We start from the raw sequence: 23,372 nt of genomic DNA, 5'->3' as shown, positions 1-23,372 counted from the left end.
ATGGACGTCCCTGAACTGCTGGAGGCAGCTTCCCTGCTGGTCCCGGAAGAGACCGCCACCGCGAACGACATCACGGTGCGGGACATCTGGGACTACCTCGTAGACGACGAATGGGAGATCGCCCTGGGTCTGCTGGAGGAACTCGGAGGTGCTCGCCCGCTCCCTCTGGCGTTCTGGGAGAAACTCGCCGAAGCGGCTGAGCAACTTCGGCTGGAGCGGAGCGCGACTTGGTGCCACTGGCGATGCTCCGAGATCCGCAACGGCGTGATCAGGGCGGATCTGACGCTCCGCCCTGCCGCCGATGCGCGACGCACGAAGCCCATACCCGCCGCCGGTGTTCTGCGACCCATGTGGGACATCGGACTCCTGTCGCCCACCGGCGGACGCGCGGTCAGCGTCGCCGCGCTCTGGGTTGAGAACACGCTCACGCTGGAGCCCGGCGGGCGAGCCACGGTTCGCCTCGTGCCCCTCACTCCCTCCCACTGGACGCACGTCCAGCCCGGCCGGCACATCACCATGCACGAGGACCGAACCGTGGCCGGCACCGCGGTCGTCCTGGAGGTTCACCGCCCCGCCCACGCGCTGACATGAGCCGCCTGTGGGTGCACGTATCCCCGTAACTGACGGTTGCGGAGGCGGCCCGCAAGGTCAGCCGGGCGGATTGAGGGTCTGTTCCGGCGTGGGTGCGACCGTGGTGGCGCTGGTCCAGCTGGCGAGTATGCCGAGTGCTTCGGCGGAGGGTGAGGCGGGTTCGGGGCTGTAGATGACGAGGCTCTGCTCGGGGTCGTCCTCGTCGGCGAGGACGACGTAGTCGAGGGCGAGGTCGCCGACGACCGGGTGGTGGAAGCGTTTGGTCCCGGTGGTCTGGGCGTGGACGTCGTGGTCGGCCCAGAGCCTGCGGAACGTGTCGCTGTGCAGGGACAGCTCGCCGATCAGTTCGGTGAGCTGCGGATCGTCGCCGCCGACGGCATCGAACTCACCCCGGCCCAGCTGGAGCGGCTGAACAACCTCACACCCGCCGCCGGCGAACGCCACGAGGAGGCCAACATGGCCAGCATCGACCGCTGACCGTCGGCGCCACCCACGTGGGCGTCCACGCGGGCCGGCGCCGTACGAAGTCGCTGGATTCCCACTGGATCGGCGGCGCCGGCGACCGGGCAGGCGTGCCTGGACGATGCGCTCGACACGCCCGCGGGAGCGTGTCCGCCGGACTTGTTCACGACTGCTTTCCGTCGTGAACCTCAGCTCCCAGGCGGACCCCTGGCCGCGGGCGGTCAGGTGGGCTGCTGGTGAAGGGCGGGGGAACCCGAACCATTCGGCTTGCGTCCTTCCACCTGAGCGGGATGGCTTGCCCGCCGGCCACAGACCAACGGGGGCACGTGATGAGTGACAAGGCCCGGAGCCTCTTCGAGGCTCTCGACCTGGACGGCGACGGGCTGCTGATCCGTGAAGAGGTGATCGTCGCCCTGCGGAGGAAGGGACCGTCGCTGGCCGCCATGGGCGTCATCCCGTCCTGGGGGGTACAGGACGCCGACGCGTCCTCCGCTCTGTTCGACGCCGCCGACCAGAACGGCGACGCGGCACTCACCTTCGAGGAGTTCACGGCGGTGGTGGACCGCCGGTTCGGCTGGAGCTGATCCGCGCCGAAAGGCTGCTGAGCGCGGTGGCCGGATCGGCCGCTGAGGGCTTGATCGTCCATCCGGCTCGGTTGTCCTGGCAAAGAAGCGGGTCAGCCCGCTCCGCCGTCGAGCAGCCAGTTGTAGCGCAGCCGCAGCGCCCGCTCCGTGCTGGCTGCCACAGTAGCGAGCCCGACCACCACGTTGCCCCATGCCGATAGGTCAAGGGGCGAGGTGAAGGTCCCGACGTATTGGGCGACGCCCTCCGGTGCCCGGGTGACCTGTTCGGCGAGCTGAAGGATCAGAAGAACCAGACCGGTGACGAGCACGATCGAGGAGAGGACGCCGATCCAGCGGCTCAGTGCGGGGTGTGCGCGGTCGAGGTGGGCGCGGCGGCCTTCGGCGGAGGCGGGGTCCGGGACGAGCTGGTGCTCGGTTCCCTCGGTGGTGACGTAGTGGCAGCGTTTGAGACCGAAGGTGCTGGTTCTCACCTCGACGGTGCCGCCCCGGACGGGGAAGACGGCGGGGACTTTGGACTCGGCGTGATGCCTGCCATCGAGGTACAGGTGGGCCCTGACGTGCCCCTTCGACTGATTCTGATGCCTGACGTCGATGGCGTAGACCGTGTGTCGGCCGTCTTGGTTCACCAGCCGAAGACGGAACAGTGCGCGGGTGAGCATCTGCCACCAGCGGAAGCGCTTCAACGGTCGCCCGTCCCCGGGCTTGACCCGTTGCACAGCCCGACGATGCCGCCACTCCTTGAGCATGCCTCTACTCCTGTTACTTGCTGGGTTCCGCTGCGCAGGCGAGGTCCTGGGACGGGCGCCGGCCAGTGGTCAGGAACGCGGTCGCCGCGTCGTTCGCGCACGCGCTGGGCCCGAACGGATAGACACCGTGTCCGCCCTGGTCGGCCGTCACCAGCGTGGCTCGCTTCCCGAACGCCCGCCGCAGCTTCTGGGCGCCGGCCAGCGGTGTCCCCGGGTCACGCTCGTTCTGCACCATGAGCACGTTCGACGGGCCCCGATGACCGATGCGCACCGGCGGCTCGACCCGCTCGTCCGGCCAGAAGGCGCACGGTCCGATGCCGGCCGTGGCCCCGCCCAGCATGGGGTACTTGAGCCGGTCGACCGCGACGTTGCGCTGATACTGCCGGACCGTCTGGGGCCAGCGGTTGTCACCGCATATCACCGAGAAGCGGGCGGCCATGAAGTTCTCCATGTTTGGAAACGCCGGGGTCGCCGGCGGCGCCTGGCCCGCGTCGAGGGCCTGCCAGACCCTGGCCACCAGGGGCATGTCCGCATCGCTGTAGAGACGGTCGAACGTGACCCCGCGGAACCACGTCGCGTCGAAACCCTGGACCGGTTCCGTCTCCAGCCGCTCCGCGAGGTCGAAGAACTTCGCCTTCACCCGCTCCGGCGTGGCGCCCAGACCGTACTCGGGACGCGCGGCCGCGAACGCCGCGAAGTCCGGGAACCGGTCCTCCATTCCACGGGCCAGCAACCGCATGGCCGTGACATCGTAGCCACCGGGGCCCAGGTTGCTGTCGAGCACAATGCGGTCGCTGCGCTTCGGGAACATCGTCGTGTACACCGCGCCGAGGTAGCTTCCGTAGGAAGCACCGAGGTACGAGAGCCGCGGCTCACCCAGCGCCGCCCGGATCCGGTCCATGTCGCGCGCGGTGTTCGCGGTGGTGGTGTGCGGCAGCATCCACGCCGTCCGTGAGGTGGCGCACTGCTCGGCGACGGCCCGCGCGTTCGGCGCCTCGCGCGCCACATCAGCCGCGGTGTGCGCGTACGGTGGGACGTTGCCGCGCGCCTGCTGTTCCGGCGTCAGATCGCAGGTCACCGGTGTGCTGCGGCCGACGCCACGCGGGTCGAAGCCGATCAGGTCGTAGGAGTCCAGCACCTCCTGCGGCAGCCCTGAGCCGGCGAGAACGGCCGGGTAGCCCAGTCCCGTGATACCCGGGCCGCCCGGACTGGTCAGCAGTACGCCGCGGCGCTGTGAAGGTACCTTGCTCGCGAGCCGGGAGATAGCGATCTCGATCTGCCGGCCGTCCGGATCCCGGTAGTCCAGCGGGACCTTGAGCGTCGAACACTCCAGAGGGGGTAACGCGGCCTTCTGCGGGGTGGCCCTCTCCGAGCACGGGCCCCACTGCACGGAGTCCGGCGTCGCCGCCACCGGCCCACCTGGAATCGCGGTCACCGCCACCGCGGTCGCGGCGATGGCGAGGGACAAGGTTCGGTGCATCTGATGTCCTCCTCAAGGGTGCACGGGGGGCGCCGCAACCGGACTGCTCGGGACGGGCCGCCGCGGCTCAGCGCCGGGGCGGACAGGGCTGTGATCACCATCCCGACCGCCTCGACGAGTCTGTCCGCGCGGTGCCGCCGGCACATCGGTCCGGCGGCTCCTATCGCCTTCGCCCAGGGTCGAGACGGCGATTCGACTCTGGTCGAAGGACACATCAGCCCTCGGTCTGACTCACCGGCCCCACGGTTTCGCGACAATGGCCAGGTGAATACGGACGTCGTGCCACCGCTCGGGGGGTGGCAGCAGACCTGGCGGCTGGCGGCAGCCGCGGCAGTGGGCACATCGACCTGGCTCTCCATCGGCGTGCTGCTGCACGAGCAGGGGGCCAAAACGGGCTCCTGGTACCTCATCGGTGATCCACTGGTGGCACTCTGCTGCCTGACGGCGCTCGTGTGGCGACGGCGGTTCCCGCTCACCGTCGCCACGACGGTCGCGGTCGCCTCACCCGCGTCGGCACTCGCCACCGGCGCTGCGCTTCTGGCGCTGGCCTCGGTCTCCATCCGCCGCCGTCCGGTGGAGATCGGGGTCGTCGGGCTGGCCTACGTGACCGCGTCGCAGTTCGCTGTCGGGCTCTACCCGGTCCAGAGCCCGCCCGGCTCGTTGTGGTTCCAGCTCGCGTTCCCGGCACTGACCGCGGGCATCGCGACGGCCGTGGGCATGGCCATCGGCGCGCGGCGTGCCGAAGTGCGCTCCCTGCGGGAGCGGGCGGAGAGCGCGGAACGGGAACAGACGGCCCGAGCGGCGCAGGCACGGGCCCTGGAACGCAACCGGATCGCCCGCGAGATGCACGACGTGCTCGCGCACCGGATCTCCCTGGTCGCCATGCAGGCCGGAGTGCTGAACCACCGCAGCGACCTCACCGCAGAGGAGAACCGCGTGCTGGTCCGCGGCATCGCCGACGGCTCCCACCAAGCCCTGGAAGAGCTACGGGACGTCCTCGGAGTGCTCCGGGCCGATCCGGGCCGCCTGGAACCACCCCAGCCCTCCCTCGACCGCATCCCCGAACTGGCAGCCGACGCCCGCGCCTCCGGACTGGACGTCACGTTCACCACAACCGTGGCGGGAGAACCACCCGACGTCGCCGGACGAACCTGCTACCGGATCGTCCAGGAAGGACTCACCAACGCCGCCAAACACGCCCCAGGCGCACACGTACACATCACCCTCGAAGGGAGAGCAGGAGACAAACTCAACGTCAGCGTCCGCAACTCCCCGGCGGCCGCGAGGAACGCACAGCCACCGGCTTCGGGATTCGGCCTGCTCGGCCTCACCGAACGGATCGACCTCGCCGGCGGCGAACTCAGTCACCACCCCACCCCCGACGACGGATACCTCCTCACCGCACAACTGCCCTGGCCGGACCCCACCCACGAGAAGAGGACCTGAGTGGACAGCGAGCGGAAGCCGGTGCGTGTCGTCATCGTCGACGACGAACAGCTGGTACGCATGGCGCTGCGGCTCGTCATCGACGGCGAACCGGACCTGACCGTCGTCGGGGAGGCGGCCGACGGAGACGCCGCGATCACCGTGGTGGACGAGCAGCGGCCGGACGTCGTACTGATGGACGTGCGTATGCCCGGCCGTGACGGTCTCAGTGCGGCCCGGGAACTCCTCACCCGGCCGGCGCCGCCGCGGGTGCTCATGCTGACCACCTTCGACTCCGACGATCTGGTGCTCGGCGCACTGCGCGCCGGAGCCCTCGGGTTCGTCCTCAAGGACACCCGGCCGGCGCAGATCCTCGACGCGGTGCGGGCCGTCGCGGACGGCGTCCCCGCGCTGTCTCCGGCAGCCACGGCACGGGTGATCGCCGCAGCCACCGGACCGCAGTCCGCTCACGCTCGCGGCTCCTCCCGCGAGGCCGCACGGAAACGGCTTTCCGCGTTGACCGAACGAGAACGCGAGACCGCTCGGGCCATCGCGGACGGACTGGGCAACCCGGAGATCGCTCAGCGGCTGCGCATCAGCGTCGCGACCGTCAAGGCGCACACAGGCAGCCTGTTCGCCAAGCTGGAGGTCGAGAACCGGGTGCAAATCGCCCTCCTGGTCCGCGACGCGGAAGAATGACCAACCTCCACCCGGGGCTGAGCGATGTCCTGCCGGCACAGCGTCGGCCGGGCGGAGGGGCCGACGCGGCCGAGGTGCGGCGCGGTGCCGCGATCATCCGACTGCCTCCCCTCCGGCCTTCCGCTCCGCCGTACGCCTGTGCGCGTCCGCGAGCGCGGCCTGCCACCGTCTGTTGACCTCGTCAGGCCTCTGGTGCCCGCACTCGACAAGGTTGCCCGCCCTGTCGGTGACTTCCGCGTAGCAGTCACCCTTCTCGATCCAGACGGCGACGTTCTCGATCCCCGCCGACCGGTCGTCGTCATCCACCCAGAAGGTCAGGGAGAAGGCCAGCTCATCGCCGTGGTAGTCGGATCGGACCCGGAACGTCTCGTCCGGCCTGAGCCATCGATCCTCACCAAGCGGCTCCAGCCACATGACGAGCCACCCTCGGGAATCGTTGCGGACCTCCATGACAGCCATGTCCGCACCCTAGCCGCGGCGATGATCAGCTGGCGCTGTCAGGACCAGCTACCCACCGCGCGTCTGACAACGGCACACCCGGACCAATGACCGACTGATTCAACAGGACTGCTCAGGAGTAGCTCCAGTCCATGCCGCTGTCCTGGACTGGTTCCCTGATCACGACCATGCGCTGGGTGGTCTCGTCCCAGATGCTGACGGAGCCGGTTTCGTCGTCGACGTAGGTCACCTGCCCGATGCGGTCGACCTGCCGGGTGTAGCCCGGGAAGTCGCGGTACTGGGCGGTTCCGGTGGACGTTCCCACGTCCGCGATCGCGTAGGTGTAGGCACTGCCCGTGGCGGACGGGGTCCTGGGGTAGCCGGCCCCCGGAGCGTCGCCGTCGCCGCTGCCCGTCCCGGACATCGGCACGTCCTCGTCGTACGTCGGCCCGGATGCCTGGCCGTCCGGCACGTTGGCCGCTTCCACAGTGTTGACGAGACGGGTGAGGGACCGTTCTGCCATGTGCAGCATCCGCGCCATCGACGACACGGTGTACTCGTTGCTGAGTGCGGCCACCGTCTGGGCCAGGGCGTCGGGCATGCTCCTGGGCTCGATGTGCGACTTCTCCTTGCCCTTCTCCCTGCGGCGCCACTCGGAGTAGAAGTCGTCGTCGGCCGCCATCACCGACTTGATCGTGGCCCAGCCGGAGGAATCCTTGTTCATCGACTTGCGGCTGGGCTTGGACGACTTCTTCTTGCCCGAGTCCGGCTTCTTCTCGGCGTACTTGCCCTTGTCCGGCCTGCGGGTGACGGGCGCTCCGGCCTCACGGCCGTCGCGGGCCTCATGGCCGGTCCGGTCCTTCACGTACCGGTAGATGGCGGACTTGATGCCCTCCATGGACCGTTCGCCGTCCACCTCGCTGATGATCTCGGCAAGCTCCGGACGGCTTGCTCTCGCCGTTTCCTCCCAGTACTTGAAGAGGGTCTTCTTCTCCTCCGACGTTCCGCTGAGCCAGGTGTTCTGGATCTGCCGCCGGTGTTCGGGGTCGGTGATGATCCGATCGGCGCGCAGCCTCGACTTGATCTGATCCGACCCCCGGCCGACACGGGCGGTGCCCGCCTCGGTCCCCGCGATGTCCTGCTTACGGTTGTGGGAGGAGAAGACCGGTTGACCACTCTCGTCGTGGTCCATCTCGATGTCGCTGAGCGACGGGGTCCGGTAGTTCCGCCGTGCGGCGAGCCCGGCGTCCACGACGCTCTCCGGGCCGTTGTTGTCGTAGGCGTCCGGGGGCGGCTGCATGCGCGACAGGGCGGGCGTGGCCGGCATCTGCGACGCCAGGTGCAGCATGTAGTCCTTGAAATCGGGGTCGCTGACGACGTGCGCCTGGTGCCGGTAGAGGTTCTCGAGCGATTCCCAGTAGTAGAAGCCGGGGTTCGGGTCGAAGTCGAGGTTCCCGAAGCCGGCCTTGTTCCGGTAGTACGCCAGGGCCGCGGTGCAGCAGAGGCAGCCTCGGTACCGGCCCATGATGGCGTGTTCGCCGCGGACTTCCTTGGGTTTGATCCCGGACCGGCGCAGGGCCAGCAGCAGCTTCTGTTCGGCGTGCAGCAGCCCCTTCTCCTCCTTGAAGGTGAGCAGGAAGACCGAGCCCTCGAACTGCTCACTGGTGAGCAGCGTGTGCAGCTGCGGATGACTGACGTCCACGAGGGCCACGGGCTTGCCGTGGCGCTTGCGCAGCGCTTCGGCCGTGGCGTCGTCCTCTCCGCCTCGCTGCCCCGCCATGACCGCTTGAGTCTTGAGGTCGGCCCGGTTCACCCGGTCCGAGTACTCCTGGGCGTCCGGTCCCGCCATCCCGCGCTCCCGGCCGGCCGTGCTCTGGTGCGTGGCCACCATATTCGCGTAGCCGTCTTCGGTGCCGTTGGTCGTGAAGCCCTTGAGCGCATCCATCGACTCGTTGTAGTTCGAGGCGAAGAGCAGCCGGTTGTTGATCAGCATGCCCTGGACCTCGCGCTCCCGGTCGTCCCGGGCGCCCTGCTCCTCCTGGACCCCCGCGATGGCGTCGTATACCAGGAAGGCCTGGTGAGACAGGGTCTGGGAGGTCGCGTCGTCCTCCATGGAACGCGCGTACCGTCGCCGGACCTGGTCGGGTCCCTGGCCGTGCCGTCCGCCGCCGTAGGCCTTGTCCCACTTGTCCTTGACGGCCTCGTCGATCTCCTTCGCCGTCTGCCGGGGAGTCTTCTTCTTGTCGCCCTTGCCCGCGCGCTGTACGGGAGCCGTACCCGGACCGAGAAGGCGTGCGACGGCGTTGTTGCCTGCCGTGCCCTGCAGCAAGCGCGTCCGAGCTATGGCGGCCCCGTCGGCCGATCGCTGGACCGCCCCGGCCGGTGTGGTTTCGAGGGGACCTGCGCCGGCCGACGGAGCCGTGCGGGCACCCGCCGCGAACGCCGCGCCGTCGGCCTTCGCCGTCCGCTCGGAGTCCTGTCCGGGGTCGGTCACGCTGACGCCGGCACCGTTGTCGTTGCCGGTCTCCCGGATGCCCCTCAGGTTCTTGTCGACGTGGCCCAGTTCGTGACCCATGACCTCCTTGTTGCCGGCCATGCCCGGCCCCAGGAAGACATGCGCCCCCACCGTCATCGCCTGTGCGCCCAGAGCCTCGGTCGCGCGCTGCGCCACGTGGTTGTCGTGGATACGGGCGCTGGAGAAGTCGTTGCGGTAGAAGGAGTCCGCCTCGGCGCGCAGCGCACCGGGCAGCGGCTGGCTCGGCGAGGAGATGGCGGACGCCAGCAGCGCGCTCTGGGTGGCGGGGTCGACGGCCTCGGCACCGTCGTGACCGCAGCCGGAGCCGTGGACATGCTGGTCCGGCCCGGCGTCACGGGCGACGACGCCGGGATCCGCCAGGCGCTGGAGCGAGGTCACTTCCGCGGAGGTGAGCGGACGGGGTGCGGGGGCCGGGGCGGAGGCCTTCTGCCGAGCGCCGAGCGTTTCCCCGTCCGACTGCTCCGACCGCGACCGCATCTGGTTCGCCTCCGCGTGTGTGGGGGGTCAGGGTTTCCTTCACCCTTGCGCCCGTGTCGCGCCGGCACGAGGGTCCGCCGTGCACGATCCCGGGCAAAGACCGTTGCCCTCATGAACCCCGGAGGCGCCGAGCGGTGGCCGGCACCGTCCGGTCGGTACGCGCGCGGGAGGGGCGCCGGCGCCCGCGACGCCCGGATCGGCACGACGCCTCGCCTGCCGGACACCCGCCACGGCGGCAGCCGTCCGGCTCCCGGGAGCGGTCGGCCGAGGCGGTGGCCCGGGAGTGCGGCAACCCACGGCCCCCACCGCACCGGCCGCGGTGAACGGTCAGCCGCCGAGGAGGAGCAGCCCTGCCACCATCACCAGCACTGCCGCGCAGTTGGTCCGGGCCTGCTTCACCGGCTTGACGTCCGTTGCCCAGCTCCTGGCACCAACCACGCGGGGTTCACCCAAGCCTTGCAGTAGATCCGGGCTCATGCCGACGTGGCCGGCGACATCGACTGGCTGATTAAGATCGACTCCACGCATCAGACAGGCCCAAGCACCTGTCGGCGGCGCAGCCGCTCGACCCGGTTTAGTGACCCACGTCACGCCCGGCTCTTGTCAGCAATCGGGGCGTCGTCTCGTTCAAGGGACACGCGAACGAGACAGGAGCATCGCCATGAAGCACCGCATCGTCGTACTCGGCGCCGGATACGCCGGGGCCTTCGCCGCCGGAAACCTGGCCCGTCGGCTTTCCCCCGCCGACATCGAGATCACCGTCGTCAACGCCGTGCCCGACTTCGTTGAGCGGATGCGGCTCCACCAGCTGGCGATCGGCCAGGACCTCACCTTCCGCAAGCTTGCCGACGTATTCGCCGGCACCGGTGTGCGGCTGCGCTTGGCGCGCGTCACCGGCGTCGACCCTCAGAGCAGGACCGTCACCGTGGCAGGGGAGGAGGGCGACGGCGAGCTCGCGTACGACACGCTTCTCTACACGCTCGGCAGCTCCGTAGCCCACCATGGCGTCCCCGGCGTGGCCGAGTACGCCTTCGATGTGACCGGCTGGTCCTCGGCGCTGCGTCTGCGTGAGCGCCTGGCCGGCTTGGGCGCGGGCGGCACCGTGCTGGTCGTCGGTGAGGGGCTCACCGGCATCGAGACCGCCACCGAGTTCGCCGAGTCCCGGCCCGACGTCTCGGTCGCCCTAGCCGCCCGCGGCGAGCTGGGCGCTTGGCTCTCTCCGAAGGCCCGCCGCCATCTACGCCAAGCCTTCGATCGGCTCGGCATCACCGTCCACGAGCACACCGGCATCGAAGCCGTCGAGCCGACACGGGCGATCGCCGCCGACGCTACGTCCATCCCGGCCGACGTGACCGTGTGGTCGGCCGGGTTCGCCGTGCACCCCATTGCGGCCGCCAGCGGCCTGGAGGTCGCCGAGACCGGCCAGATCGTCGTCGACCGCACCATGCGCTCGGTCTCCCACCCGAACGTCTACGCCGCCGGTGACTGCGCCTACGCGATCGGCGAGAGCGGCCGGCCGCTGCCGATGTCCTGCGCCTCGGCCGGCTTCACCAACATGCAGGCGACCGGCGCGATCATCGCGCGCCTGACGGGCGGCGAGGTCCCGACCACCGGACTGAAGTACCACGGCAACCACATCAGCCTCGGGCGGCAGGACGCGATCTTCCAGATGGTGGACGGGGACGTCCGGCCGAAGTCCTGGTACCTGGGTGGCCGGACCGCCGCGCGGCTCAAGTCGGGTGTGCTCAGGGCGGCCGGGTGGGGCATCGCCCACCCCACGTTCGGCATGCCGAAGCGCAGGCGACGCCTGGTCACCGAGCCTGACCAGGCCGGTGTGAGGGCCGCCGCATAGGCTGCTCGGCATGGACAGCGCAGCCATCGATCGGTTCGAGGCCAGCCGGGACCGGCTGGCTTCGCTCGCGTACCGTCTGCTCGGCTCGGCGGCCGACGCCGAGGACGCCGTGCAGGACGCTTTCCTGCGCTGGCAGGCCTCGGACCGGGAGCGTATCGAGGTGCCGGAGGCGTGGCTGACCAAGGTCGTCACCAATCTCTGTCTCGACCGGCTCCGCTCGGCCCAGGCTCGTCATGAGCGCGCTGTCGGCGACTGGCTGCCCGAGCCGCTCCTGGAGGGCGACCCCATGCTCGGCCCTGCCGATACCTTCGAGCAGCGCGAATCGGTGTCCCTGGCCGTGCTGACCCTCATGGAGCGCCTCTCGCCGGTCGAGCGGGCCGCTTACGTCCTGCGCGAGGCCTTCTTGTACCCCCACGCCGAGATCGCCGGGATTCTCGATATCACCGAGTCCGCGAGCCAGCAGCACGTGCACCGGGCCCGACGCCGGATCGTCGCCGAGCGCCGCGGCGGCGACGAGGTGGACCCGGCGTCCGCGCGCCGGATCGTCGAGGAGTTTCTCGCCGCCGCCACGTCGGGGCGCACCGAACGGCTGGTGGCGATGCTCACCGCCGACGCGACCGCTGTCTCGGACGGCGCCGGCCTGGCCAGGCGGCTGCTGCGGTACGAGACGCGTGAGCGCGTCGCCTCCTTCGTGCGGGCCGGCTTCAGGCTCACTCCGGCGAAGCGACGGTTGGCAGGCGGCTCTCCCACGATCCACATCGCGCTGATCAACGGCGCCCCAGCCGTCCTCGCCGTGATCGAGGATCGGGTTGTGGGCGCCGTAACGTTCGAGATCAGCGACGGCAAGGTCGCGTCCCTGCGTGGCATCGCCGCCGCGGACCGGCTCGCGCGCCTCGATGACGCCTGGGGGCGGCACGAACCCGAAGCGCCGGTCAACAGCGCATAGTGACCGGAGGCACCGAGATCCGGTCACCTGAGTCGGAGCGAGGACGCACACCTTCGGCCCCTGCGTTGCACAACAGCACGATGGCCGAAGGCACCCGTGTCCGAGGCCGCTGTCTTCCCGCTCACGCCCAGCGGCGTCAGCGAAGCTGAACAGATGGCCCGCCGAATCGTGGCCTACCAGGTCGCCGTCTACCATGCCCTGCCCGACACGGTACGGGTTGCGGCGGCCGCAGCACCGGAAGCCATCGACGTGGGCCGGCATCGCCACAGCGTCCGGGCCGCGGTGACCGCGCTCGCGCTCACCGCGTACGACTGCCGCGCCGCTCGTCGAGCGGACCTACCAGGGACTCGGCGGCGCGTTCTTTACCCACGCCATCCCGAACGTGCCGCCCGCCCGACCGTGACCCGCTCGTCCCCGCCGTCACCCCCGGCCCGAGGGAGTCGGCACCCCGGCCTACGAGCCGTCAGGCCGATGCTCCGCTGTCGATGACCAGGTCGGTGCCGACGACCGCGCCGGCCGCGGGTGAGGCGAGGTAGAGCACCGCGGCCGCCACTTCGTCGGCCTCCGCGACCCGGCCGAGCGGGTTTTCCGTCTTCACCCGCTCCGCCCGGTCGGCCTCGGTCTCGCCGGGCCGCAGCGACATGGGAGCGGCGGAGGCGCCGGGGCTGACCGCGTTGATGCGGATGCCCTGGTGGATGTGGTCGAGAGCGGCGGCGCGGGTCAGTGCGGAGACCGCCGCCTTCGAGGTGATGTACGCGGCGGCGTTCGGGATCCGCAGGTGTGCGCCCAGGTTGGAGGAGACGTTGACGATGGCGCCGCCGCCGTTCTCCTTCATGTGGGCGATCTCGTGCTTCATGGCCAACCAGACGCCGGTGACGTTGGTCCGCAGCACCATGTCCCAGTCCTCCTCGCTCACCTCGCCGACGGGGACGGTGGCGCGGAGTATCCCGGCGTTGTTGACTGCGATGTCCAGTCCGCCGAAGCGGTCGACGCTCTCGCGTACGAGGTTCTGGAGCCGGCCGGAGTCGGTGACATCGGCGGTGACGGCGGTGGCCGTGCCGCCGGTGGCCTCGATGAGACCGACCGTCTCGTCCAGGGAGGCCGCGGTGCGACCCGCGGCGACCACGGACGCGCCCTCGGCGGCGAAAGCGAGCGCGATGGCGCGGCCGAGGCCGGAGCCCGCGCCGGTGACGAGGACCGTCTTGCCGGTGAAGCGGTTCATTCTGGTGACTCCCTTGAGTGATGGACTACGGGGTGCGGTGGTTCAGGAGGGCCAGTACGGCGAGGGCGGCCCCCGTCGCGGCCAGGGACGAGGCGTCGCCGCCGAGCGTGAGCAGGCCGGCGAAGAGGGCGGTCGGGCCGCATTCCATCGCGGTGTTCAGCACCCCACCCGCGAGGCCGGTCTGCTGCCGCGGTACGCCTTCGGTGGCGAGCACGGCGGCTCCCGCGAAGGCGGACGCGGCGCCGGCCGGCAGCAGCACCAGGCCCGGCAGCAGTCCGTACGTGTACCAGAGGTGCGCGTCGAGACCGGTGCACGCGAGCAGGGCGAGCCCGGCCGCGCCCGTGCCCAGCCCGGCGGTCGTGACGGCTCCGGCCCCGTACCGGCCGATGAGCGGTCCTGCCGCCCGGCCCGAGGCGATCAGTGCGACGGCGAACGGCACGAAGGCGGCCGAGGTCTGCAACGGTGACCAGCCGCGGGCCTGTTGCAGGTGGAGCGAGAGCACCACGAAGGTCATCGCGGTGCCGCAGGCACTCAGCGCGATGGCCGCGAGGGCGAGGGCCCGCCGCCGGTCGAGCAGGAAACGGGGCGGCAGCAGAGGGTCGCGCGCCCGGCGCTCGGTGTGCCAGAACGAGGCCAGCAGCGCGATCCCGCCGAGCAGCGGCACGAGCACGCCGGCCGACGACCAGGGGCGGGAGTCGGTGACGACGAGCCCGTAACTGGTCAGGGTGATTCCGGCGGTGGCGAGCAGAGCGCCCGGCAGGTCGAGGGCCCTGCCCCGGTCCGGAGCGGCGCCCGGCAGCAGCCGGGGCGTGAGGGCGAGGGCTGCGAGCGCCACCGCGAGCGGTACCGCGAAGGTCCAACGCCACGAGAGCAGCGCCGAGATGACGCCGGAGAGCAGGTTGCCGGCAGTCGCGCCGAGCACCGACAGCCCGCCCCAGGTGGCCATCGCCCTGCCGTACGCGGTGGGGGAGGGGGAGACGGCGCGCAGCACGGCCATGGCCGCCGGCGCGGCGAGGGCCGCACCCGCGCCCTGTGCGAAGCGCGCCGCGAGCAGGGTTGCGAAGCCGGGGGCGAGCGGGGCGGCCGCCGAGGCGGCGGCGAAGAGGACGAGGCCCGCGGTGAGGGCACGCCGCCCGCCGTAGCGGTCGGCGAGCCGTCCGCCGAGGAGCAGGAGCCCGGCGAAGGTCAGCCCGTAGGCGGCGCTGAGCAGGATCAGGTCGGCGCGCTCGAGGCCGAGTTCGCGAGCGATGCGGGGCAGCGGCACGGCGATCGCGGCGAGTGTGAAGATCAGCGTGGTCTGGACGCTGCCGAGGAGGACGAATGCGCGTCGGTGCTGCATGGCGGCGACGCGGTCGGTGCCCGTGGCGGTCATGCTTCCCCCCAATATTTGACCGATCGGTTCATTATTCGGGCACGCGGAAGCGAACCCGACGACTTCGCAGAGTGTGGTTCAGTCCAGCAGGGCCAGCGCCTGTTCGACCGCGTCCCGCACCCGGGCGGGATCGTTCGACGCCTTGCCGACGACGCGTACGCCCTGCAGCAGGACGAGCAGCATGCGGGCCAGCGCGCGCGGATCGCGGTCCCCGGGAAGCTCGCCCTGGGCCTGGGCCCGTACGAGCGCGGAGTGCAGCGGGGTCTCGACGTGGTCCCAGCTGATCTCGACCCGGCGGGCCGCCGCAGGGTCGTGGGGGGCCAGTTCGGCCGCGGTGTTGGTGACGAAGCAGCCGTTCAGCCGCCCTGGCGGGGAGGCGGCTTCCACGGCGGCGCGGCGCACCATCGCCCGCACCGCGGGCAGTGCGGGACCCGGCTGGGACAGCTCGGCCAGGAGGAGCGGGTCGCGCGTCTCGGTGTACCGGTCCATGGCCTTCAGGTACAGCTCGTGCTTGTTGCCGAAGGTCGCGTAGATGCTGGCGCGGCCGATGCCGAGGTGCTCGACGAGATCCGCCATCGACGTCGCTTCGTAGCCACGCCGCCAGAACAGCTCGAGGGCCGACTGCAGCGCGGCGTCCGGATCGAATTCCTTGGTCCTGGCCACGTCGAAGACCGTAACCTTATCTGGACCGGTCGGTCAATAACTATGCGCCGTGGCCGGCCCTACGAGGGAGGGATCCGTGGGCGCGGCACTGCCAAATCGGGGTCCGGCCTGGGATGCCGTCTGTGCGCAGCGCGCCTTCAGGGTGCACCGGCGCTCCGATGGCAGGAGCCTCGGTACATCGGCCGGCGCTCACCGGGCGGTTCCCCCGACGGCCCCCACGGGCCCTCACCGCAGGAGCCAGTCGCCCCGGCTTCGGTGCAGCTGCCTGACGCGACAGATCATCGGCCCTGGCCACGGTGTTTTCGCGGGCACGGTCAAGGCGACGCTTGGGCCAAGGACGACACCGGGGTTCCTTGGGCGGGGGCGGGGCCCAGGTCCGCCTCGTCGCAGGGTGGGTAGCTCTCGCGGCCCGTCCGCTCGGCCGCGTCGATGTAGGTGGCAAGAGCATCGCGAGACTGGGCGAGTGCGGCCATCTGATCGTCCAGCCGCTGAAGCCGTGACCGCATCGCGGCCAGCAACTCGGGACATCCGAGCAGCTCCGGGGCCTCTCCGAGCGCACAGGGCAGCAGGTACTCGATGTCCTCGGAAGACAGACCGGCGCCGAGCAGGTGCCGGATCTGCTTCACCCGCAGTACGGCGTTCTCCTCGTACTCGCGATATCCGTTGGCGCCACGGTCCGCCTCCAACAGCCCCTGGGCTTCGTAGTAACGCAGCTGATGAGTGTGGACTCCCGTCCGACGACTCAGCTCCCCGATCCGCATCGCTACCTCACTTGACCTTCACACCGGTATCAACGTTGACGATGCTGTCATGAACCACAACACCGAGACACCCGTGACCGTCATCGGACTTGGCCTGATGGGCCAGGCACTCGCCGGCGCGTTTCTGAAAGCCGGGCATCCCACCATCGTGTGGAACCGCACTTCCTCCAAAGCCGACCACCTGGTGGCCCAGGGCGCACGGCTGGCACCGACCATCGGCGACGCGCTCAAGGCAGGCTCGCTGACGATCATCTGCGTCACCGACTACCCGGCCCTGTACGAGCTGCTCGGCACGAACGAAGTCGAGGTGGAGGGCACGATGTTGATCAACCTGACCTCGGGAAGCTCCTCCCAGGCCAGGGAAGCCGCCCGATGGGCCGAGCAGCGTGGTACCCGCTACCTGGACGGCGCCATCATGGCCATCCCGTCGGCCATCGGCACCGCCGATGCGGTGATTCTGCACAGCGGGCCGCAGGCGGACTTCGCGGCGCACGAGTCGACACTCGGCGCGCTCGGCACCGTCACCTACCTGGGGGCGGACCCTGGGCTTGCGTCGCTGTACGACGTGGCGGGGCTGGCCATGATGTGGAGCATCCTGAACGCCTGGCTCCAGGGCACGGCCATGCTCAGGACGGCCGGCGTCGACGCCGCGACGTATGCTCCGTTCGCGCGGCAGATCGCCACCGTTGTGGCCGATTGGCTGCCTGGATACGCCGAGCAGATCGACAGCGGCTCCTTTCCCGCCGAGATCTCCGCGTTGGAGACCGACGCACGGGCGATGGAGCACCTGATCGAGGAGAGCGAGGCAGTGGGGGTGAACACCGAACTGCCGAAGTTGCTCAAGACCATGGCGGACCGGGCGATCGCCGCCGGACACGGCAAAGAGCAGTATCCCGTGCTGATCGAGGAGTTCGGCAAGCTCCGCAAAGACTGACCGACCCCGAGCCCGGGATCGGTCCGGACAGTGCAGAGAAACGGGAGTCTGCGCCGGACCGCCACATCCTCACGACCACCGCCGCCTCGCCGGACTCCCCATATCGGGGCCGGACAGCGCCAATTGCCACGAGGGGCGACTGTGGTTGTTTCTCAGGTCTCAGGCGACGGTGATGCGTTCGGTGCCGCGCATTTCTGTTTCGTGGGTGATCGATTCTCGAACGCGAGAGGGTCCGGGAGCCTCCTCCGGCGCGTCATGCGCCGGAGGGAGGGCTGGTCAGGGGATGGCCTCGATGCGCTCCATATGGTCCTCGCCCCACTCCCCGAGGGGCGCGAGTGCCGTGTTGAGCGAGTTGCCGAAGTCGGTGAGCGAGTACTCCACCTTGGGCGGAACCTGGTGGTAGACCTTCCGGTGCACCAGGCCGCTGGTCTCCATCTCCCGGAGTTGAAGGATCAGAATCCTCTCGCTGATGCCGGGCACCGCCCGCCTCAACTCTCCGAAACGCAGCGGCCCCTCCTCACCGAGCGAAAACAGGATTAATCCCTTCCACTTGCCGCCCATGACGGCGATGGCGGCGTCGAGCCCGCAGATATAGGTCCGCTTGGTCATTAGCACTCCTACTGACAAAAGTGTGGGTACCGAACAGAATTGTAGGTACTTGATCAAATGTATGTGGGGCTTCCACAATGGAATTCGGAGCCGCGCGCCGGACACGCTGACCGGCGATCGCATGACTGCTCAACCATCCGACTGTTGACTGGAGTGACACATGGCCAGAAATGCCCTTACACCCGTGACCGTTGTCGGGCTGGGGTCGATGGGCCGGGCGCTGGCCGGAGCGTTTGCCGACGCCGGGCACCCGACAACAGTGTGGAACCGCACGCCGGCCAAGGCCGCACCGCTGGTGGCCAAGGGTGCCGTGCATGCTCGAACGGTGGAGGCCGCCGTCGAGGCGAGCCCGCTGATCATCACGTGCCTGACCACCTTCGAAGACACTCGCTCCGCCCTGGAGCCGGCTGCGGCTGCGCTGTCCGGGCGTGCCCTAGTCACGTTGAACAGCGGTTCGCCCGCCGGCGCCCGCGCCATGGCTGACTGGGTGACCGGCCGTGGCGCCCGGTTTCTGGCCGGAGCGGTCAAGAACGTGCCGGAGGCCGTGGGAGAGCCGGGCACGCTGTTGTACTACAGCGGAGACAGGACGGTGTTCGACGAGCACGAGATAACGCTGAAGGTACTGGGCGGCGACACCGTCCATCTCGGACACGAGACCGACCTCGCCGCCCTGTACGAGATGGCCGTGGGCGCCACGCTGCTGCCCGCGCTCGTCGGCTTCTTCCAGGGGGCGGCGGCCGTGCAGGCTCGTGGGCTGGAGGCGGGCGGCATGGTGCGGTTCGCCGAGAAGTGGCTGGACATGATCAAGTCGCTGCTGCCGGTCTACGCCGCGGAAATCGACAGCGGTGACTACACCGATGCCGCCTCCTCCGTGAACCTCTTCCTCGCGGGCAGCGCCCATGACATGGAACTGGCCAAGGAGACGAACGTCGACGTGGCCTGGCTCGCTCCTCTGCACGACCTGGTGGAGCGGGCGGCCGCGGCGGGTCACGGTGACCACAGCATCTCGGCCCTGACCGAAGTACTCAGAAAGCCGGCACAGAAGGCGTGACGCGACGGCTGTCCCGAGGAGCGTTCTCACGCGTCCCTCCATGGTCCAGGTCACCGTCACGCCGTCTGCGACAGGCTGCGGCAGCCACGCGGGCTCGACGGTGTCGGCACAGGTCGTTCCGTGAGGGAACGACACGTACAAGCCTCACCCGGGAAGACGTCCGGGTGTTGATGTGATGTCAAGGGGTGTCATGAGCAAACACGAGGTGACGGTCATCGGGCTCGGGCCCATGGGACGTGCGATGGGGAGCACCTTCCTCGGCAAGGGCTACCGGGTCACCGTCTGGAACCGGACCGCAGGCAAGGCGGACGAACTGGTGGTCGCGGGAGCTCACCGGGCCGCCACGGTCCACGACGCGCTCACGGCGAGCGAATTGGTGATCCTCAGCCTGACGGACCACCACGCCATGTACGCCGTTCTCGAGTCGGCCACCGAGGCGCTGTCCGGCCGGACCCTCGTCAACCTCGGCTCGGACACGCCCGAGAGCGCCCGCAGAGCTGCGCGGTGGGCGTCAGAGCACGGTGCCCGGTACCTCACCGGAGGCGTGCAGGCTTCACCCCCGGGCATCGGGCAGCCCGGGTTCTCCACCTTCTACAGCGGGCCCCAGGAGGTGTTCGACGCCCACCAGGAGGCCCTTGAGGTGCTCACCGGAGCGGACTACCGCGGCGAGGACCCAGGGCTGGCGGCTTTGTACTACCAGGTCGGCATGGACCTGTTCTGGACGACGGTGCTCGGCTGGCTGCACGCCCTCGCCCTGGCCGATGCGCACGGCGTCCCGGCCGGGGAAATCCTGCCGTCCGCGTCATCCGTGCTGTCTGGAATGCCAGAGTTCATGGCCTTCTACACACAGCGGATCGACGCCGGTGAGTATCCGGGCGACATCGATAGGCTCGCCATGGGTGTGGCGAGCGTCGACCATGTCCTTCGGACCGCCAGGGATGCGGGGGTCGACACCTCGTTGCCGACGGCGGTCCTGGAGATCTTCCGGCGAGGCACAGCAGCCGGCCACGCCGACGACAGCGTAACCAGCTTGATCGAGGTCCTGAAGAAGCCCGCCGCAAGGAGCCTCCCCCTGAGCGGTGGACACGCTGATCCCGGATCTGCTTGATCCGGAGGAGGCGAGAAGACCGCCGATGGCGCTGAAGGACTACTCGGACGAGCCGATCCGGCAGATCGAGGATCGGGTGGCCTAGCTCGAGGCCAGTGAGCGCAAGCTAGCGACCGAGCGGGACATACTCCGCAGGGCGGCCAAGTATCTCGCCGGGGAGACGAACTGGCGATGAGCCGCTTCCCGTTCGTATCGCGGCTGGCACCGTGAGCAACATAACCGCAGGTGCAATGCAGGACTCATGGTCCTGACAGGAGGAGATCACGTGGACAGAGACCGAGATCGAGGAAGCATGTTGGGCCACGGCGACGAGGCTGGGCGGGCGGTGGCCGCGACAGGCCTGTGGATCACGCTGGTCGCCGCGATCGCTCTTGTACTCATCGGTGTCTTCGGCGTGCTGGCGGGCCTGGAACCGGCCGCATGGGTTGCCGGGGTGGGCGTGATCGTCTCGATCGGCGCGGCAGTGGCCATACGCTCACGAAGCACGTGATCGCCGGAGGGAGCCGAGCCCGGTCGCTACCAGCATCGTTACCTGTCTACAGCGGCTCCCTTCGCCCGGCATGGACACAGTCAGCATCTGCGATGCCACCACGACAACTCCGGATCTGTCGTCGGCTCGTGATGCGTTCGCCTGAGCAACACCTCATCCAGGCGCTCGACCTGTATCCGGAGCTCGGCAGCGGCGTTCGCCGGCAGCATGAGCAGAGCTTCTTGCAGCTTGTCCCGAGCCCAGCCTTCACCACAGCAAGAACAGGCGAACTCGGCCTCTTCGCACCTCCAACGGCGCTTGGTGCCGTGGACGTGGACGGACCAGACGCTCAACGCCACCGACACGATGCCCGGGCTCAAACGTTCCCGTTCCAGCACGCGGACGGCCGCATTCGCGGCTCCCGACAGTCGCGGGACATCGCGATAGCGCACCCAGGGACGTCCCCGGCCGCGTTGACGCGGCCGAAGGGAAGCTGGTCTTCTACGCGGCACGGCCCCTTCGGACATCAGTCATGGGCGGCATGGTCCCACAGCCGGAGACCGACCGGACAGGGACCTGGCCGCTCGCCCCAGCCCGCTCGTGGCACTCGCCACCACCGTTCCCGCCCTGGCGGTCCTGCTGTTCATGAGCGACTGCACAGACCGCGCCGTCCGGCTCCTGGAGGCGCACAACGCGTACCTCTGGACGCCGCTGACCACGAATCCGTCCACCCGGTGATGCCTGCAACCGCACCCCGGTCAGCGCGGTGGGGGTTGCACGCCGACGCCTGCCGGGCGCGTGAGAGGCCCGACGATCCGGCGGGCGGCTGCTGCATCCGCAACGAGGCCCTGGCCTCCGAGGCTGTCGGCCGCAGAGGGGCGGGTAACCACCTCCAGGACCGCCTCGGATCCCGGTACCTGTCGATCGGCCGCACCTTCGGCGACGGAGAACTGGCCACGTACAACGACGCCCCGCCCCACCGAAGGACCGGGACGCCCCGCCGGTGTGGTTATGGTCCTCCAAGACTGGCGCCACCCCGGACGATGTGGACCGCTCCAGCTCAGGCCGAGGCAGGGGTGCGCGTCAGGGCTGTGCGCAGCGCGAAGAAGCCGAGCAAGCCGCCTGCCGTGAACCGCTGAGCGGCCATCACGCGGGGGCGGACCGCCAGAAACCCCGACACCCGGGCTGCGCCCAGCATGATCAGACCGTTCACAGAGATCCCCACGATGATCTGCACACCACCGAGCTGCAGCAGTTGTGCCCAGGCCGGACCCGCCTGCGGTTCCATGAACTGGGGCAGAAGGGCGGCGTACATGAGAGCGATCTTGGGATTGAGCAGGTTGGTCAGGAGTCCCATCGAGAACAGGCGGGCGTCGGAGACGGGAGGCAGGTCCTGGGCCGGAGCGAAGGGCGAGCGGCCACCGGGCTTGAGCATGTCCCAGGCCAGGTAGGCCAGGTAGGCGGCCCCGGCGAGCTTGACCACCGTGAACGCCAGCGGCACGGCGGCGAACAATGCGGACAGGCCGGCGGCCGCGGCCAGCAGATAGCACACGAATCCCACGGCGGTCCCGCTCAGGCTGACCAGGCCCGCCCTGCGGCCTTGGGTGATCGCGCGGGAGGCCAGGTGGATCATGTTCGGTCCAGGAGTCAGGGCCATGCCCAACTCGACCAAGGCCACTCCTCCGATCGCGGCCAGGCTGATCACTGGTCAACTCCCTGAGCACTTGCCGGCGCCCGGAGTGGGCGCGCCTGGCGGTGACGGACGACTGCGACGCGGCGGCAGTGCCTGCCTCGCCTGCCTCATGCTACGGCCCTGTGGTTCGCTGTCTCCGTTCACCCTGACTTCACCGGCCGACACGGCCATGCCTGCCCCACCGAACGCGCCGGCGACATGCGAGTTGAGCTGAATCCACCTGGCCGAACAGGCACGTACAGCCCACTCCTTGACCGCAGATGTGCCAAGCCCCGGGCGCCGGTGTCCTCGGCGGGCACGGTTGTCTCCTCGGGTGGGGATGTCCGGCGGTCAGGCGTGTGTGATCAGGTAGGCGGGGCCCTCGCCGCGCCGGGCTCGTTCGATGGCGTCGAGGCGGGCGAAGGTGCGCGGCACCATCAGCTCCTGCCAGGTCGCGAGGTCGTGGACGGCCCACATGTCGTGCTCGGCGGGATCGAGGCGGATCCGGCCGATCTGGTCGGCGGTCAGTCGGCCCCCGTCGAAGATGAGTCCCACCTTGTTCAGCGGCTGGCGTGGCCCGGCGTGAATGAAGTGCGTCAGGAGAAGCCTCGGTGTTCCCAGGCCGAGTTCGAGGCCGGTCTCGTCGACCGCCTCACGCCGGGCGGTCAGCAGCGGGTCCTCGTCGGGGGCGTCCAGGTTGCCGCCGGGGAACTGCCAGAGTCGCGAGCCGTAGACGGAGCGGAGCTGGACGGGCCGGTCGTGCTCGTCGAGGATGTACAGGCAGCCGTACACCGTGTGGTGGGGGACGGTCTGCGCGTACTTCTCGGCCGTCATCGGCATGGGGCGTCCGGGCCGGGCAGGGCGGTGGTCGAACGCGAGGGCGAGGACGCCGAGGAATTCCTTGGCCGGCGGGTAGATGCTTCGTAGTTTGGATAGCAGTTCGCCGGGCGGCCCGTCCGGGTCGATGCGCGCGGTGTCCTCCGAGCTGAGCAGGGCCTCGAAGGAGGTGTAGAGGGTGATGCGCTGCACGATGACGTCGAGTTCCCGCCCGGTGTCCCGGTCGTGGAAGACGACCGTGTCGCCGACGGCGACGGCGCGCCTTTGTGGGGTGGCCACCCTCACTTCGATCGTCTTGCGGCCTGCTTCCACTTGGCGGTAGTACCGACCGAGCAGGTGCATGTGGTGCTCGTGCGGCTCGTCTTGGGCCGCCGGGCTCGGGACGGCTGGGGTCGCCTGCTTGGTGTCGTCAGGCACGCGTGCCTCCGTTCGATGGGT

The 23,372-nt window shown here is 69.7% G+C and carries 23 protein-coding genes and 1 pseudogene; 12 read left to right on the top strand and 12 right to left on the bottom strand.

Annotated features, from left to right (window positions below):
* On the top strand, nucleotides 1-591 hold the full coding sequence (locus SAM23877_RS01495) for a hypothetical protein (RefSeq protein ID WP_053126112.1): 591 nt from the start codon (nucleotides 1-3) through the stop codon (nucleotides 589-591).
* 57 nt (nucleotides 592-648) lie between these two features.
* On the opposite strand, the gene SAM23877_RS01490 is transcribed toward SAM23877_RS01495, so the two are convergent.
* Nucleotides 649-918 carry an MmyB family transcriptional regulator gene (locus SAM23877_RS01490; RefSeq protein ID WP_244903050.1) on the bottom strand — a complete coding sequence of 90 codons (270 nt, stop codon included), beginning with the start codon at nucleotides 916-918 and terminating at the stop codon, nucleotides 649-651.
* A 39-nt stretch (nucleotides 919-957) separates the two neighbouring features.
* Here SAM23877_RS01490 and SAM23877_RS41035 point away from each other — a divergent pair.
* A pseudogene (locus SAM23877_RS41035) lies at nucleotides 958-1,068 on the top strand (aldo/keto reductase); the annotation flags it as partial.
* 314 nt (nucleotides 1,069-1,382) lie between these two features.
* Complete coding sequence (locus SAM23877_RS01485; RefSeq protein ID WP_053142026.1) at nucleotides 1,383-1,637, top strand: EF-hand domain-containing protein; 255 nt, start codon at nucleotides 1,383-1,385, stop codon at nucleotides 1,635-1,637.
* Nucleotides 1,638-1,729: 92 nt separating this feature from the next.
* Here the strand turns inward: SAM23877_RS01485 and SAM23877_RS01480 are convergent, their stop codons facing one another.
* Together SAM23877_RS01480 and SAM23877_RS01475 are read right to left on the bottom strand one after the other, a co-directional pair.
* A complete protein-coding gene (locus tag SAM23877_RS01480; RefSeq protein ID WP_053126108.1) occupies nucleotides 1,730-2,383 on the bottom strand; it encodes a hypothetical protein in 654 nt (217 codons plus the stop codon).
* A gap of 13 nt (nucleotides 2,384-2,396) precedes the next feature.
* Nucleotides 2,397-3,863, bottom strand: a complete 1,467-nt coding sequence (locus SAM23877_RS01475) for an alpha/beta hydrolase (RefSeq protein ID WP_053126106.1) — start codon at nucleotides 3,861-3,863, stop codon at nucleotides 2,397-2,399.
* A 264-nt stretch (nucleotides 3,864-4,127) separates the two neighbouring features.
* On the opposite strand from SAM23877_RS01475, the gene SAM23877_RS01470 reads away from it, so the two are divergent.
* Both SAM23877_RS01470 and SAM23877_RS01465 read left to right on the top strand, forming a co-directional pair.
* Nucleotides 4,128-5,309, top strand: coding sequence for a sensor histidine kinase (locus tag SAM23877_RS01470; protein WP_053126104.1), 1,182 nt, complete (start codon nucleotides 4,128-4,130; stop codon nucleotides 5,307-5,309).
* Nucleotides 5,310-5,987, top strand: a complete 678-nt coding sequence (locus SAM23877_RS01465; RefSeq protein WP_053126102.1) for a response regulator transcription factor — start codon at nucleotides 5,310-5,312, stop codon at nucleotides 5,985-5,987. It begins immediately after the preceding gene.
* A 93-nt stretch (nucleotides 5,988-6,080) separates the two neighbouring features.
* Here SAM23877_RS01465 and SAM23877_RS01460 read toward each other — a convergent pair whose 3' ends face one another.
* Both SAM23877_RS01460 and SAM23877_RS01455 read right to left on the bottom strand, forming a co-directional pair.
* Nucleotides 6,081-6,446 (bottom strand): hypothetical protein, encoded by a 366-nt coding sequence (locus SAM23877_RS01460; RefSeq protein WP_053126099.1) that lies wholly within the window; start codon nucleotides 6,444-6,446, stop codon nucleotides 6,081-6,083.
* 112 nt (nucleotides 6,447-6,558) lie between these two features.
* Nucleotides 6,559-9,438, bottom strand: a complete 2,880-nt coding sequence (locus SAM23877_RS01455; RefSeq protein ID WP_053126097.1) for an eCIS core domain-containing protein — start codon at nucleotides 9,436-9,438, stop codon at nucleotides 6,559-6,561.
* 661 nt (nucleotides 9,439-10,099) lie between these two features.
* Between SAM23877_RS01455 and SAM23877_RS01450 the strand changes: the two genes are divergently transcribed.
* A complete protein-coding gene (locus tag SAM23877_RS01450; RefSeq protein WP_053126095.1) occupies nucleotides 10,100-11,290 on the top strand; it encodes an NAD(P)/FAD-dependent oxidoreductase in 1,191 nt (396 codons plus the stop codon).
* A 10-nt stretch (nucleotides 11,291-11,300) separates the two neighbouring features.
* Entirely contained in the window at nucleotides 11,301-12,236 is a 936-nt protein-coding gene (locus SAM23877_RS01445; RefSeq protein ID WP_053126093.1) for a sigma-70 family RNA polymerase sigma factor, read from the top strand.
* A 463-nt stretch (nucleotides 12,237-12,699) separates the two neighbouring features.
* Here the strand turns inward: SAM23877_RS01445 and SAM23877_RS01440 are convergent, their stop codons facing one another.
* From SAM23877_RS01440 to SAM23877_RS01425, 4 genes are all read right to left on the bottom strand, one after another.
* Nucleotides 12,700-13,458 carry an SDR family NAD(P)-dependent oxidoreductase gene (locus SAM23877_RS01440; RefSeq protein WP_053126092.1) on the bottom strand — a complete coding sequence of 253 codons (759 nt, stop codon included), beginning with the start codon at nucleotides 13,456-13,458 and terminating at the stop codon, nucleotides 12,700-12,702.
* Between the two features lie 25 nt (nucleotides 13,459-13,483).
* Nucleotides 13,484-14,830 carry an MFS transporter gene (locus tag SAM23877_RS01435; protein ID WP_053126090.1) on the bottom strand — a complete coding sequence of 449 codons (1,347 nt, stop codon included), beginning with the start codon at nucleotides 14,828-14,830 and terminating at the stop codon, nucleotides 13,484-13,486.
* Between the two features lie 78 nt (nucleotides 14,831-14,908).
* Nucleotides 14,909-15,493, bottom strand: coding sequence for a TetR/AcrR family transcriptional regulator (locus SAM23877_RS01430; protein ID WP_053126088.1), 585 nt, complete (start codon nucleotides 15,491-15,493; stop codon nucleotides 14,909-14,911).
* A 314-nt stretch (nucleotides 15,494-15,807) separates the two neighbouring features.
* Nucleotides 15,808-16,254, bottom strand: a complete 447-nt coding sequence (locus tag SAM23877_RS01425; RefSeq protein ID WP_053126087.1) for a MerR family transcriptional regulator — start codon at nucleotides 16,252-16,254, stop codon at nucleotides 15,808-15,810.
* A gap of 49 nt (nucleotides 16,255-16,303) precedes the next feature.
* On the opposite strand from SAM23877_RS01425, the gene SAM23877_RS01420 reads away from it, so the two are divergent.
* Nucleotides 16,304-17,188, top strand: a complete 885-nt coding sequence (locus tag SAM23877_RS01420) for an NAD(P)-dependent oxidoreductase (protein ID WP_053126085.1) — start codon at nucleotides 16,304-16,306, stop codon at nucleotides 17,186-17,188.
* Between the two features lie 276 nt (nucleotides 17,189-17,464).
* On the opposite strand, the gene SAM23877_RS01415 is transcribed toward SAM23877_RS01420, so the two are convergent.
* Nucleotides 17,465-17,797, bottom strand: a complete 333-nt coding sequence (locus SAM23877_RS01415) for a winged helix-turn-helix transcriptional regulator (protein ID WP_053126084.1) — start codon at nucleotides 17,795-17,797, stop codon at nucleotides 17,465-17,467.
* A 160-nt stretch (nucleotides 17,798-17,957) separates the two neighbouring features.
* Here SAM23877_RS01415 and SAM23877_RS01410 point away from each other — a divergent pair, with 160 nt between their 5' ends.
* The 4 genes from SAM23877_RS01410 (at nucleotide 17,958) to SAM23877_RS39585 (ending at nucleotide 21,163) form a co-directional block, all read left to right on the top strand.
* Nucleotides 17,958-18,848 carry an NAD(P)-dependent oxidoreductase gene (locus SAM23877_RS01410; RefSeq protein ID WP_079029964.1) on the top strand — a complete coding sequence of 297 codons (891 nt, stop codon included), beginning with the start codon at nucleotides 17,958-17,960 and terminating at the stop codon, nucleotides 18,846-18,848.
* Between the two features lie 190 nt (nucleotides 18,849-19,038).
* Nucleotides 19,039-19,956 carry an NAD(P)-dependent oxidoreductase gene (locus tag SAM23877_RS01405; RefSeq protein WP_053126081.1) on the top strand — a complete coding sequence of 306 codons (918 nt, stop codon included), beginning with the start codon at nucleotides 19,039-19,041 and terminating at the stop codon, nucleotides 19,954-19,956.
* A gap of 265 nt (nucleotides 19,957-20,221) precedes the next feature.
* A complete protein-coding gene (locus SAM23877_RS01400; protein ID WP_159041966.1) occupies nucleotides 20,222-20,446 on the top strand; it encodes a hypothetical protein in 225 nt (74 codons plus the stop codon).
* A gap of 579 nt (nucleotides 20,447-21,025) precedes the next feature.
* Nucleotides 21,026-21,163: a hypothetical protein gene (locus tag SAM23877_RS39585; RefSeq protein WP_159041965.1), complete on the top strand. Its 138-nt coding sequence runs from the start codon at nucleotides 21,026-21,028 to the stop codon at nucleotides 21,161-21,163.
* Nucleotides 21,164-21,485: 322 nt separating this feature from the next.
* Here the strand turns inward: SAM23877_RS39585 and SAM23877_RS01395 are convergent, their stop codons facing one another.
* Together SAM23877_RS01395 and SAM23877_RS01390 are read right to left on the bottom strand one after the other, a co-directional pair.
* Complete coding sequence (locus SAM23877_RS01395; RefSeq protein ID WP_053126077.1) at nucleotides 21,486-22,130, bottom strand: LysE family translocator; 645 nt, start codon at nucleotides 22,128-22,130, stop codon at nucleotides 21,486-21,488.
* Between the two features lie 318 nt (nucleotides 22,131-22,448).
* Nucleotides 22,449-23,351, bottom strand: a complete 903-nt coding sequence (locus tag SAM23877_RS01390) for an NUDIX domain-containing protein (RefSeq protein WP_244902891.1) — start codon at nucleotides 23,349-23,351, stop codon at nucleotides 22,449-22,451.
* Between the last annotated feature and the right edge of the window lie 21 nt (nucleotides 23,352-23,372).

Source organism: Streptomyces ambofaciens ATCC 23877 (genome assembly GCF_001267885.1).
GTDB classification, from domain to species: domain Bacteria; phylum Actinomycetota; class Actinomycetes; order Streptomycetales; family Streptomycetaceae; genus Streptomyces; species Streptomyces ambofaciens.
This window is presented reverse-complemented; position numbering and strand designations above follow the sequence as displayed.